6 protein-coding genes and 1 pseudogene are annotated in these 13,767 nt (G+C 43.3%); 5 read left to right on the top strand and 2 right to left on the bottom strand.

Translation table 11 applies throughout. The features are described 5' to 3' along the window. Positions 1-36: 36 nt before the first annotated feature. From tldD to proC, 3 genes are all read left to right on the top strand, one after another. On the top strand, positions 37-1,503 hold the full coding sequence (gene tldD / locus KW136_RS01790; protein WP_216796732.1) for a metalloprotease TldD: 1,467 nt from the start codon (positions 37-39) through the stop codon (positions 1,501-1,503). Between the two features lie 1,919 nt (positions 1,504-3,422). After that, complete coding sequence (locus tag KW136_RS01785) at positions 3,423-4,127, top strand: YggS family pyridoxal phosphate-dependent enzyme (RefSeq protein WP_216796730.1); 705 nt, start codon at positions 3,423-3,425, stop codon at positions 4,125-4,127. Positions 4,128-4,138: 11 nt separating this feature from the next. Then, on the top strand, positions 4,139-4,951 hold the full coding sequence (gene proC, locus KW136_RS01780; protein ID WP_216796728.1) for a pyrroline-5-carboxylate reductase: 813 nt from the start codon (positions 4,139-4,141) through the stop codon (positions 4,949-4,951). A gap of 1,143 nt (positions 4,952-6,094) precedes the next feature. Here proC and KW136_RS01775 read toward each other — a convergent pair. After that, a pseudogene (locus KW136_RS01775) lies at positions 6,095-8,139 on the bottom strand (ATP-dependent DNA helicase RecG). A 248-nt stretch (positions 8,140-8,387) separates the two neighbouring features. Between KW136_RS01775 and queA the strand changes: the two are divergent. Then, the gene (queA, locus tag KW136_RS01765; RefSeq protein ID WP_216796724.1) at positions 8,388-9,443 is read left to right on the top strand and encodes a tRNA preQ1(34) S-adenosylmethionine ribosyltransferase-isomerase QueA; all 1,056 of its coding nucleotides are present in this window, start codon (positions 8,388-8,390) and stop codon (positions 9,441-9,443) included. Between the two features lie 62 nt (positions 9,444-9,505). After that, positions 9,506-10,636, top strand: coding sequence for a tRNA guanosine(34) transglycosylase Tgt (gene tgt, locus KW136_RS01760; protein WP_216796722.1), 1,131 nt, complete (start codon positions 9,506-9,508; stop codon positions 10,634-10,636). A 1,813-nt stretch (positions 10,637-12,449) separates the two neighbouring features. Here the strand turns inward: tgt and mnmA are convergent. Beyond that, on the bottom strand, positions 12,450-13,589 hold the full coding sequence (gene mnmA / locus KW136_RS01755; protein ID WP_216796720.1) for a tRNA 2-thiouridine(34) synthase MnmA: 1,140 nt from the start codon (positions 13,587-13,589) through the stop codon (positions 12,450-12,452). Positions 13,590-13,767: the final 178 nt, after the last annotated feature.

Genomic DNA, 13,767 nt, shown 5'->3' with positions numbered 1-13,767 from the left:
CTCTCGTCTATTTACCAGACAAATGGGCGCGTCCGCATGAATATTATTGAACCAAACCCTTATCATCTAGCTACTGCTAAAAACCTTCTTCTTACAGATCATGAGATTGATGAGCCCATGCTTCTGCGCACATTGGGCGATATTTTTTCTAATTGCGTCGACTACGCAGATTTGTACTTCCAAACCACCCGTAGTGAAGCATGGAGCCTAGAGGAAGGTATTGTTAAATCGGGCAGTTTTAGCATAGACCAGGGTATAGGTGTGCGCGCGATAGTCGGCCAGCATACAGCTTTTGCATACTACGATGATTTATCGCCTCAAGCGCTAAAACAAGCCGCCCAAGCTACACGCTCAATCGCTCGTCTAGGTGGCGGAAAAGCTTGCGTGCGCGCCACAGGCGCATTGCATAGTCATGCTAGTCGAAACTTATATCAACCGACTGATCCGCTGAACTCTCTGAATTCAAATGCAAAAGTAGCCTTGCTCGAACGTGTCGAAAAAATGGCGCGCGAGAAAGATACGCGCGTTACGCAGGTTATGGCAAGTTTGACAGGCGAATACGATGTTGTTCTAGTAGTGCGCAGCGACGGTGTACTAGCTGCTGACGTGCGGCCCCTTGTTCGCGTATCAGTTACAGTTATTGCTGAGCAGAATAAAAGACGCGAGATTGGTACTAGCGGTGGTGGAGGCCGCTACGGCTATGCCTACTTTACTGAAGAGGTGCTAGCGCGCTACGTCGATAATGCTGTGCATTCCGCACTGTCAAACCTAGAAGCACTCCCCGCACCTGCTGGCACGATGACGGTTGTGCTCGGTCCAGGATGGCCAGGCGTGCTACTACATGAAGCAATTGGTCACGGATTAGAGGGCGACTTCAACCGTAAGGGATCATCAGCGTTCGCTGGACAGATTGGTGAGAGGGTTGCTGCTAACGGCATTACAGTAGTCGATAATGGGACGCTGGCAAATCGGCGTGGATCGTTGAACGTTGATGACGAGGGTAATGCTACACAATGTACAACATTAATAGAGGACGGAATCCTGACCGGTTATATGCAAGATACGCTTAACGCTCGGCTTATGAAGACCAAAGTAACTGGCAATGCTAGGAGAGAATCATATGCAGCGTTACCGATGCCTCGAATGACAAATACCTATATGTTAGGGGGCAACAAAGATCCTCTCGAGATTATTGAATCAGTTAAGTATGGTCTATACGCGGTTAACTTTGGCGGCGGACAGGTGGACATAACGAACGGCCAGTTTGTATTCTCAGCCTCTGAGGCTTATATAATTGAGAATGGCAAGATTTCCTATCCTGTTAAGGGTGCGACACTGGTAGGAAACGGACCAGAATCGCTTAAATATGTTTCCCTAATTGGGAATGACATGTCGTTAGACATGGGCGTAGGCATGTGCGGTAAGGAAGGTCAGAACGTGCCGGTTGGCGTTGGGCAGCCGACACTGCGTATAGATAATATGACGGTGGGTGGAACTCTATAGAACTAACTATAGAAACACGGCACGTTCCCTAAAACGCACATTAAATAATACAATGAGTACTATCCCTTATCGGCTCTCTCTATTACCAATAAGGTTTAATCTAAATATATCAAGCCGCTTTTAAACGGAAATATAGGTTCGGACAAGTATATTCTCTATATTACGATGAATAGCGAACACTACTACAAGCGCCGAACACTACCCGTAAGATTTGTATAGTTAAACTGAAAAATTAAAAGCAGACTAATCATATCCAAATCTAAAAAGATCGTTAATTGCTTTATGAGATTACACTTAGAATAAGTAGCCTATATCCTATCGTTATAATTTAATCCATGCCTAATTATAATACGCAGGTGGCCTGAAGGTAGGTGTCGGTGTGCGGTAAAGTAATATAAGTGCTTTGCTTAGGGAAATTGCAAAAAACGTCTTCTTCTAAAATTTAGATCACTGATTATGCCGAAAGCAGGTAATGATATAGAGATCGATAACACTCACAAAATGTATTTGTACCACAATAAATAGTTTTTATAGACTAATATAACCAGGATTGGCAACCAAGCTGGGTAATAAGAATTAGAATATGTTCTGCTAAAGCAGCTATATGTTAAAAACTAATCTCTGATCATATACCTGGTTGACTCAAAAACAGAGCCGATGGCAGTTTGAGGAGTTTGAGGATCTTTATTTACTCAGTATTGATAATATAGTTATCAATACTGAGTAAATAAAGATAGATATTCGGCTAATTTTTTAAATTAACTAGCTTAGGATACTATATCTTTAGAAGATGAACCAGTAACTTATTCAAATGTATATTCTCAGTATGCAGGTCTTAACTGCTATTGCTGCTTAAAAAATTAATACTACATGTATTGGCTGGGAAAAATTGTGCGGGCGTTATATAATACGGAAATTATAATCTAGTAATATAATGTCTGAGTAGCATAAAGTTCTAGTAATTCCACATGAAGATACTCATTGCTTTCAAAATACCTGCTCGAGATATAGGGCCGCATGACGATTAATCTCTCTGGAAAAAGCTTGATATTATTAACTGATACGCATAGCTTACAATTAATTCGCAAGCCAGTGTATATACAAGATTATTAATGATGAATTACACAACTCACTGAGTTTTACTTTTATAGATATATATAGAAAAAGTCTATCGTTATATATAAGCGGGGTTTTTACGATATGATTTCAAAAGATCTCTGGACTTATTAATATTAGTGTTGGTCAATCGGTGCGATCATAATCATAATCTTATATCATCTTGTGCTCGTAAAGCATTTGCTAGAAAAGCAACCTAATGCACTCTTTTATTAGCTTAGAGCCGGCCTCAATATAATTATTGAGGCCACTCTTCCCATGCGTCTATTGCCAGACGTAATTTCTAAGAATTTCTGAGTTCCTATACACATAAAAATTTGTGTCTGTATGAGGTGAGCTACATATGTGTCTAACCACTGGGCAAACCTGGTATTGTGTTAGGGTATGGAAAGTGCTTTTTTGGAAAAATAAATAGTTTAGGGCGTTGTAATGCTATAAAAATAGACGCACGCCCAGAGCCTATAGTCATAGGCTACACGCATACTGTACATGTAGGAAAATTTATAGCTTAAACAAATGTGCTAAGCCTATAGCCTTCTAGGCGCTATGTAAAAACGCATTTTCGATCTCTATCTCCAGAATTTGAGGGGCGGGTTAGACAGCCTAGGCGAGCGCTTATCTAATATTTTTATTACAGAATACTTACCAGTGATAGTAGAATCTCTGCCTGAATTTCAGTAGATTTCTATAGGTTAGATAGCAATTCGACGTATTTTTATACGACCAAATTGAACTAAATGAGTTACGCTGGAGCTCTCTTGTCAAGAGCCTCTTTCCCGATTAAACTCATTTCTTCTCGCATTATGCCTTCTATTATTGCGCAAAACCTAGATGTAGTTCGCCGACGAATCTCGGCCATGTCTTTAGCTGCCGGCCGAGATTCGTCAAGCGTGCAATTACTTGCTGTTTCTAAAAATTTTTCAGCTGACGCTATACGTGCCGCGCATGCAGCAGGCCAGAAAGCCTTCGGTGAAAATTATATGCGTGAAGCATTAGGTAAAATGACTGCACTGTATCCGTTGCGTAGATTTATTGAATGGCATTTCATTGGACCGATACAATCGAATAAAACACGGGCGATTGCAGAGCAATTTGACTGGGTGCATTCAATTGACCGACTTAAAATTGCATGTCGCCTATCAGAGCAACGGCCTACCCACTTGCCACCGCTTAATGTTTGCGTGCAAGTGAATATTAGCGGCGAAGCATCTAAGAGCGGAGTCTCGCCTAGTGAGATCGCTGCGCTGGCACGCGATATTGTATTATTACCACGGCTTCAACTGCGCGGGCTAATGTCGATTCCTGAACCGGTGTCCGGTTTGCACATAAAAGGCGCTCCACACCGAAGATTGCGTGAACTATTTGATGCTGTCAATGCGCAAGATCTTCATCTTGATACACTATCTATGGGTATGTCCTCTGATTTCAGCGAGGCTATCTTAGAGGGTGCAACGATTGTACGAGTCGGCACTGCGCTTTTCGGAGATCGACCTTACCAGACTCACTAAGCAAAATCTTTATGAAAATAATATTTATTGGTGCGGGTAACATAGCTAGCGCGTTAATCGGAGGTTTGCTCAGACAGGGCATCTCGTCAGATGATCTACACGCTATCGATCCATCAGCCGGGGCGCGCAAGCGCTTAAACAAGCGATATCCGATAGAGACGAGTAAAGCTGCAAGCTCTATAGTAGAAAACTATGATGCGCTTATCCTCGCGGTCAAGCCACAAGTGATGAAAAAAGCGATAGAACCACTTGCACCATGGCTGAGTACACAATTAATTATCAGCGTTGCAGCTGGTATACGCTTAGCAGACATCTCTCGTTGGCTTAATGGCTACTCGCACGTAGTTCGCGCGATGCCCAATATCCCAGCTCTGGTTGGTGTAGGCGCGACTGGCCTGGTATCTCTACACAGCGCTGATGATGCCGATCAAGCTCTTGCTGAACGGGTGCTGCGAGTCGTTGGAGAGATTATATGGTGTGAAGATGAATCTCAAATAGATGCAGTGACAGCTATCTCCGGCAGTGGTCCCGCCTATGTGTTCTACTTCATTGAAGCTATGCGGAATGCTGCATGCGAGCTAGGACTTAACGATAAACAAGCTCGAGCTTTAGTACTTTCCACATTTTCTGGTGCCATTCAACTAGCCGCTCAATCTGATGAGTTTTCTGGCATCTTACTAGAGCGCGTGGTCTCGGAAGGCGGTACAACCGCTGCAGCACTCCAGTCTTTTGAGGCCGATAATATTAATAAGGCGATATCACGAGGAGTTTCAGCGGCTTATACTCGAGCGATACAGATAGGTGTGACATTTGGAAAACAATAACAGATAAAGCCTAATCAGACCATTGATCTTATATAATAATGTAAAGAAATGCTGCTGAATAGCATACCGCTAAGCCAATTATTATGCATGATCGCTGAAAAACACCGCATCCCGTCTTAGCCTTGAATTAAGATATTATAGGAATAATTGCTAAGTAAACTAATCCATCCAGCTCAATACACGATAGACCAATGTAGCTTGTAGCCAATCCATGCCTTAATCCTTAGCGTTACTACATGATTAGTATAAAAGTGACATTGCCGCAAATAAAGCTACTAGGACAAGGACTTTCCACGGGGTAATCTAGCTTGCTGTAATAGGGCAATTTTATATACGCCTCACATATTTATCTAAATCCCAGTCAACGTAATCGTTAATCGCATATTCAGATAACCGCATCAAAAGGGTACCAATTGTAAATATAAAAACAATATAACCGTCTGACAATACCCATAACACATTGATCATCGGATATAGCAACGGCCCGGTTCCAATTAGCTGATGAAAATGTCAGTAGACAGAAATATAACGACAGACACAAAATGATGATACCATGCTCCATTATTCTGGAATTCTGGATACAATTGTAGTCAATATGCTGCTTACAGCCTATATCTTAAAACAGCTTCGAGAGGCTACTAGTATCTAGAGAATAACCGGATAAATCAATAATAATAATAATACTACGCCAGCTAATAATAATTACTTAGTGGATCTACTTGGTTCATATATCTGCAAGTGGCCGGATATAGCCTTGATTATCTATGAGTTTAAGTAACTAGTTTCTTAATTGCTGCATTTGATTATTAAAAATCTGCTAAGTCAACGTTGTTGAATAACAAGTTCCATACGATGGATTACTCTACCTTTAAATATTTAAACCTTATATGTTTCCGTTTGAAAATTGATAGGATAAACCTACTTAGATAAGTAGATCTGTTTTAATTTCATATCTTGCGACATGCCTACTTACGAGTAAGGCGGGGGTGATATTGACCCTCCCTTTGCAAAAAAGTGTTCTTAAATAGAGTGATCTTTATATTATCTATCGATACAAGTAGATCCATCCTCAAATTAACTCAATCGATTGGTACTGCATACTACGCTAAGCTTGAAGAAATACTAAAGGTCTACATATGATCCTTACGCCTTCAAATATAACTCGCGCCCGTCAAGCCAACGCGCTAAGTGCTCGGCAGCAGCTTTCGGGTGCTCGACTAACAATCGCTCAGCTGCGCGCTGTGCCCGCTCGATAAGCCAAGCATCCTACTTGATGTCTACAAAGCGTAATAGCGCTGTGCCAGACTGACGCGCACCGAAAAATTCACCGGGACCGCGAATTTCTAAATCCCGAAGGGCAATCTCAAAACCATCGGTAGTCTCGCGCATCGTTCGTAGTCGTTCGCGTGCCGCTAACGATAACGGGCTAGCATACATTAGCAGACACATCGAAGACCGGCTGCCTCGACCAACCCGGCCGCGTAATTGGTGTAATTGCGTAAGACGAAAGCGCTACGCATGCTCAATGAGCATTAACGAAGCATTCGGGATATTAACACCTACCTCGATCACAGTAGTGGTTACCAACAAATGGATCTGATTGTGTATAAAGCCAGTCATTAACTCAGCCTTGTCGGCGGCTGCTAAGCGGCTACGCATTAGCCCAACTCGCAGTTGTGGAGTGCAGCAATAAGCACCTCATAGATATCTACTGCAGCCTGCAATTGCAGCACCTTGCTTTCTTTAATCAACGGACATACCCAATATACCTGACTTCCGCTTAATGCTGCCTTACATACACGGGCTATCACTTCGTCACGACGTATATCCGACACTAGCTTAGTAAGCACCCCGGCGTTCGCCCAGGTGGTAATTCATCAATTGAAGACACATCTAGGTCTGCGTAGTACGTCATCGCAAGCGTGCGTGGAATCGGTATTGCAGACATTATTAATTGATGCGGCTGAAATCCTGATATTGTAGTTTTAATTTGTGCTTGGGCACATAAGGCAAGCCGCTGCTCAACACCAAATCGGTGTTGCTCATCTACGGTCACAAAACCTAGCCGAGCAAATTTAACCCCCCTGAATAATCGCTTGCGTGCCAATTACTAGCAGCTGTACGTCACCGTTAGCAGCCGCCTCTAGTGCGATACGCTTATCACATGCCTTCATGCTGCCAGCTAACCACGTAGTGTACACACCTAGCGGGTCTATCCAGCTACGCAGTTTATGCAAATATTGTTCGGCTAGAAGTTTGGTTGGGCTCATTAGTGCCACCTGATAGCTGGCGTCAATTGCCTGAGCTGCAGTAAGCGCAGCAACTAGCAACTACTGTCTTACCACTGCCCACATCACCTTGTAGCAACCGCTGCATCAGATAGGTTGCGGTTAGGTCTGCTGAAATTTGCTCACTAGCCCACTGCTGCGCGCTGGTCAGCTGAAATAGTAATGCTATACGAAATCGTGTGACAAGCGTATTATGATCAGCGCTCGAACGAAGCGCAAGCGCTGATGCTACACGCAAACGTCGCTTGTTATGAGCCTGCTTTAGCGATAATTTCTGCGCAAGTAATTACTCAAACTTAATGCATAACCAAGCCGGGTGAGTGCGATTTATAAAAATTGCCTCATACATATCTGCGCGCGGGTTATGCAGAATACATACTGCATGAACCAGTCGTACTTGGGTAGATTGGCGTTAATACAACAGGCAATGGCGCGTCTTTTTGATTATGTGATGGGCCGGGTGTACCATCTCTATCCCGTATAAACCCACTCGCACGTCGCTATGCACTCGCAAGCGAGCACCAGGCACAAGTTGCTTTGTCTGAGAATCCCTAAATTTTAGAAACCGTAGAATTAGTACATCACCATCTTTATCGCGCACTCGTACTGGCATCTGGCGGCGTGGTCGATAGATAATTTTATTATCTACGACTTTACCTGAAACCTGCGAAGTCATCCCAGGCAGAAGTTTACTGATTAGCGTTAATCTTGTCTCATCCTCATACCGGATTGACATGTGTAGCACTAAGTCGATATCGCGATTAACCCAAGCCGGGCGAGTTTATCACGTGTCTTTCTACCTAACTTATGATCGGGAGGAGTAAGAGTATCAGTAGCGGGTTTGGTTAAAACTTGGGTAGCCGTACTCTGCCTCGTGGATACTTCTCTAATACGCTGAATGGCAAGGCTATAAAAAGCTTGGACTATCTGGGTGTGTTTATAAGCTAACAGCCTAGGATAATTATCGACTATCATAATATCATCAGGCGCGGCGTCAGATTCAGCTGAGTCAGGTTCAGTTGATCTAGATAATGAGGTTTTCAGATAACGGGACAAAGGTTTGTTCTATCACAAGTATAATATTAGTTTCTTGTTGAGATTCTATATCGTGCATCAGGGTAGTGGTATTGTTCTACTCGTCTAATTTTATGTACACGCTGCTCGATTTCAATTTTAATCTCCCTTCAGAGTTAGTCGCGCAAAATGCGTTGCCCGAACGTAGCGCAAGCCGATTACTTGAAGTAACGCCAAGTGGCTCGCTTCTAGACCACCGTTTTGCTGAACTGCTAGCTTGCGTTAAGCCTGGAGATCTACTAGTTTTTAATGATACGAAAGTGCTTAAGGCTCGATTTGATGGGGTCAAGGCAAGTGGCGGCCGCGTTGAGGTACTCATTGAGCGAGTGACCGGTCCGCGCACCGCGATTGCACAAATCCGCGCAAGTAAACGCCCTGCGCCCGGTTCAATCATCCGACTCGCGGGCGCGTTCGATGTAAGTATTGGTCAGTCCGTAAAACTATTTCATACGCTGCACTTCTCGCACGATTGCATCGAATTAATGAACTGGTATGGGAGGATTCCGCTACCTCCATATATTAAGCATTATCCAGATAGTTACGATGATATACGGTATCAAACCGTGTTTGCAATGACGCCTGGCGCAATTGCAGCGCCTACTGCTGGTCTGCATTTTGATGTACCAACACTCGTTGCATTAGAGATGCGCGGCGTCCGCTGTGCAACGCTAACGTTGCATGTAGGTTCTGGTACGTTCCAGCCCGTGCGTACTGACGACATTCAACAACACAAGATGCACAGCGAGTGGTATACCATCCCGCCAGCTCTAGTCGAAGTAATTAGGGCCACGCATGCTGCCGGACGCTCAGTAATCGCGGTCGGAACGACGTCCATGCGCGCACTGGAATCGGCAGCACTCGATGCTGAGCGTGAAGGCCGTGAACTCGGTTCTATCTGTTCAGAAACGGATCTCTTTATTACGCCAGGTTACCAATTCCGAGTTATTGACCGGCTTGTGACAAACTTTCATTTACCAAAATCGACCCTGCTGATGTTGGTGTCCGCATTCGCGGGTGTCGAGCCGATACGCCGCGCCTATGATTATGCTATCTCGAAACGCTACCGTTTTTTCAGCTACGGTGATGCAATGCTACTGACTAGGGCTACCCACTCTCTTGTACAACCATAAGTTAATATCACGCCACTCTCTCCTTTATTGCACACTGAGATAGAGCGAGCCTTGCATCCATCATGATAGAATTCAATGTTTTGCGCACCGACGGACTTGCACGACTTGGACAACTAATCCTAGATCATGGCACGGTCGATACGCCGATTTTTATGCCAGTTGGCACATATGGCGCTGTTAAAGCAATAGCTCCACGCGAGCTTGAGGATGTCCGGGCGCAAATTATCTTAAGTAACATGTTCCATCTATGGCTACACCCAGGACTTGATACGATCATCGAGCATGGCGGGCTGCATCGGTTTATGGGCTGGGAGCGACCAATTCTAACCGACTCCGGTGGCTTCCAGGTATTCTCGCTTTCTAAACTGCGTAAAATTACCGAGGATGGTGTAACATTCGCCTCGCCAATAAACGGTGATCGATTATTCTTGTCTCCAGAAGTATCAATGCAGGTGCAAACGGCACTAAACTCTAACATTGCGATGCAATTCGATGAATGCACCCCATACATGACTGATGGTGTGCCTATAGCATATGATGCCGCAGCGCGTTCAATGCAGATGTCATTACGCTGGGCTAAGCGCTCGTTTGATGAATTTAGGCGTCTTTCTAATCTAAACGCATTATTCGGTATCGTGCAGGGCGGTATGTACGAAGCGCTTCGCGAAGAATCATTAGATGGATTACTGGATATAGGTTTTGATGGCTATGCGATTGGTGGCTTGTCAGTAGGCGAATCCAAAGGGGATATGCTGCGTGTACTACAATATATCAGCTATAAGCTCCCAATTAATAAGCCGCACTACTTGATGGGGGTTGGCAAGCCAGAAGACTTAGTGGCCGGCGTTGCCGCTGGTATTGATATGTTTGACTGTGTCATGCCGACACGCAACGCGCGCAATGGTTGGCTATTCACACGGTTCGGCGACTTAAAGATCCGCAATGCAATACACCGTAAAGACACGCGCCCGATAGACGAAAGCTGTGCCTGCTATACGTGTCGCCACTTTTCTCGAGCGTACTTACATCACCTGCATCGTATTGGTGAAATCCTCGGCGCACAGCTTAATACGATCCATAATTTGTATTACTATCTCAACCTTATGCAAAGAATCCGAAACTCTATCAAAGAGGAAGCGTTTAATGTATTTGTCACTCATTTTCACGAAGACCGCGCTCGGGGCATCTCATAGTAATTCGCTCGATAAAATGGCGAGTCTAACATCCTAGCACTATAGCTGAGACAGGGCTAATGGTTATAAAAACGTCTAGTATATGCTGGACAAGCCGCATACCGTATTGTTAATCATCATCATATGAACGATTCGGTATACTATACTTTCACAACCGCTCAAATAGGCGCTTGTTACGGGCTTCTGAATATTTACAGTTACCCCGCAACGTATTATCTCTAGGGCATCTTTACATTATATTATACCCAGGGGCACTCTCTGCGTAGTATTGAGTAATGTGTGTATCTTTTGAGAGGGAGAATCCATGTAATAGACGATATAACATACTATAGACAATAGACCTTGCTAAACGTACACTAAATTTTTTTAGATAGTACATAGCCCATTTTAGTAGATAACACAATCACTCTATTGCTTGTGCTTACTCACAAGCAATCGACCTACCGTAGCCTATTTACTACATACAAAACCTATCGAGATGATGTTTGAGACATATAATAATGCATTGAACAGACCCAAGTGTGAGAATAGCTGCTGTTATATCGCTTACTAAAGTGTCTCCCGCAAAGACACATAGAGCATTTGTGCCGTAATCACCTACCATCTCTTTAAAGGGGGGCAATGTATATTCCTTAAATAAGCTCTCTATATTATTACGCGTATTCTTGCATGTACCTTTAAACAGCCTCTCGTTAAGGTTATAAGCAATATCACTACATGTAGTTATAGTTTTATATTTTTAATGCTACATAAAAGTCGCCTATATTCTATTTCAGGGGCTACGCATATAAAAATAGATCCAGCGCACCCTACAATACAGCCTGTAATTTAAGTGGTAGGAGTGGGTAAACTAAGTAAAAGTCCAGGTATCACGCAAGTATGTTATTAATCTCTCATCAAATATAAACTATACTTAATTAGTGGTGGTTAGCTATAAAATATTAATCTATCTTCGGGCTAGACTACAGCTAGTTCTACAGCTGCAATATAAAAGCCTATCCTAAAATATAGATAGAAAATCTTAAGCAATAATAATAGTATATCTGCTAAGAGACCTAAGCCCTATTAAGGGTGGGACATCTTAACAAATGTATTTATTTATGTATTTTATAGAAAACTAGAATACGTATATCTAACCGGTTATTGTTATCCTACCTATCCGGGCGTGTATCGAGCATATCCTCTTTCTACTTATCGTGTTGTATACATGTATGTCGCAGCACTAATAGTTTCTTTTTTCTGTTAGCCAGCCCCCCCTCCTATCTTATCTAGAGGCTTATAACAGCAAGGGCCTGTAATCAAAAATTACTTTACCCATGCTAATCAATACATAAGAGCAATAGATCTTATTTTCTACGGGTTATTTTATTGAATGGCTATATTCAGCTTATCTAAGAATGCATGAATAAGACGTTAGTATTTATTAAGATAGAGATATCCAGAGAATAATTTATACTTCGGACAATATACTGACAATTAGCAAGGACCGATTTTCAGGTCCTAGTATCAATGCTGATTAAGCTATATGCAACGTACACTATACTATTCATGTGAGCTTTTACTAAAGTAGCTTAACTTTCTCTCGGGAATCAAGTTCTCGTAATAATCTTTCCCGTAGCAAGTTGTATATGTGATCCTAGCAAAGCTCATAGTCGTACAGATTATCTGTAGTCTTCTGACTTAAGTGATTATTGCTAGATATTGTGTTAGTCACCGTATATTCTTGAGCGTGTTATTTTCATAAAAAATACAATAAACTTTTGATTATCGGAGTCGGCTAAGATTAATATAAGCTCGAGCCTAGATAAATATTTTACGAGGCAGTTGTATCGGTAGGCGTTTGCCGATACATTACCGTAGGTATGCGTGGCATCGATGTATCATCGATGATACCGCCGCCTAAGCAAACATCGCCATCATATAGTACTGCAGATTGCCCTGGCGTTACAGCCCATTGCGGCCGGGAAAAACGCAACGCGAAGCGTCTATCTAGCATATGCTGGAATATGCAGTCCGCGTCTTGCTGACGATAGCGTGTCTTAGCTGTATACGGCTGACCTTCCTGCGGTGCTGTACCTGAAATCCAACTAGCATCCTCCCCACGCAAAGCTGAGCTGAGTAAGCATGGATGATCGTGACCTTGCACAATGTGTAGCGTATTGCTCTCTATATCCTTACTAGCGACAAACCATGGCTCTCCGCTGCCATCACTCCAACCGCCCAAGCCAATCCCCTTACGCTGGCCCAATGTATAAAATGCGAGGCCAATATGTTTTCCAACGACCCTGCCATCGCAGGTCTTCATCTGGCCAGGGTAGAGTGGTAGATAGCGATGTAGGAACGCACGAAACGGCCGCTTTCCGATAAAACAGATACCCATCGAGTCTTTTTTTTCTGCGTTAGGCAGCTTGATTTGTGCTGCAATCTCCCGCACTTGCGTCTTCAACATCTCACCAAGCGGAAACAGTGTGCGGCTTAATTGCGATTGGTTTAGGCGATACAGGAAGTAAGATTGATCTTTAGATAAGTCTAGCGCTTTTAGCAGTTCAAACCGCTCGCCGATCTCGCGAATACGCGCATAGTGGCCAGTTGCAATAATTTGTGCACCCAGAGCTGTAGCGTGGTCTAAAAACGCTTTAAATTTTATTTCTGCATTACACAACACATCCGGATTAGGCGTACGACCAGCCGAATACTCTCGTAGAAACTCAGTAAAGACCCTGTTCTTATACTGTGAGGTAAAGTTTACTACTTCGATTTCGATACCGACGAGGTCGGCGACTGATACGACGTCAATCCAGTCCTGTCGGCTTGAGCAATATTCTCTATCGTCATCATCCCAGTTCTTCATAAATAAGCCGATTACTTCGTAGCCTTGCTTTTTAAGAAGCCACGCAGCGACTGAAGAATCTACTCCGCCTGATACTCCGACAACGACGCGTTGCTTCGCCATAATATATTACCTATGTGCTACTGCTACTAGTTAGCTTCCTACAAAGCCAGTTTCCACATGCTACAATAGTATGCTCAAATAAGTATGACTACGTCAACTTATTATGTAAGGATGTCTTGAGCCATATATATCTTAATATGGTACTTAGAGTCTGGAGTATGCTTCGTTTAAGATCAGA

The sequence above is a fragment of the Candidatus Vallotiella hemipterorum genome (assembly GCF_910593725.1).
Classification (GTDB): Bacteria; Pseudomonadota; Gammaproteobacteria; order Burkholderiales; family Burkholderiaceae; genus Mycetohabitans; species Mycetohabitans hemipterorum.
This window is presented reverse-complemented; position numbering and strand designations above follow the sequence as displayed.

Coding starts and splice junctions, on each gene's coding strand:
- tldD (WP_216796732.1), top strand. CDS start 37: ATGAATATTATTGAACCAAACCCTTATCATCTAGCTACTGCTAAAAAC.
- KW136_RS01785 (WP_216796730.1), top strand. CDS start 3,423: ATGCCTTCTATTATTGCGCAAAACCTAGATGTAGTTCGCCGACGAATC.
- proC (WP_216796728.1), top strand. CDS start 4,139: ATGAAAATAATATTTATTGGTGCGGGTAACATAGCTAGCGCGTTAATC.
- queA (WP_216796724.1), top strand. CDS start 8,388: ATGTACACGCTGCTCGATTTCAATTTTAATCTCCCTTCAGAGTTAGTC.
- tgt (WP_216796722.1), top strand. CDS start 9,506: ATGATAGAATTCAATGTTTTGCGCACCGACGGACTTGCACGACTTGGA.
- mnmA (WP_216796720.1), bottom strand. CDS start 13,589: ATGGCGAAGCAACGCGTCGTTGTCGGAGTATCAGGCGGAGTAGATTCT.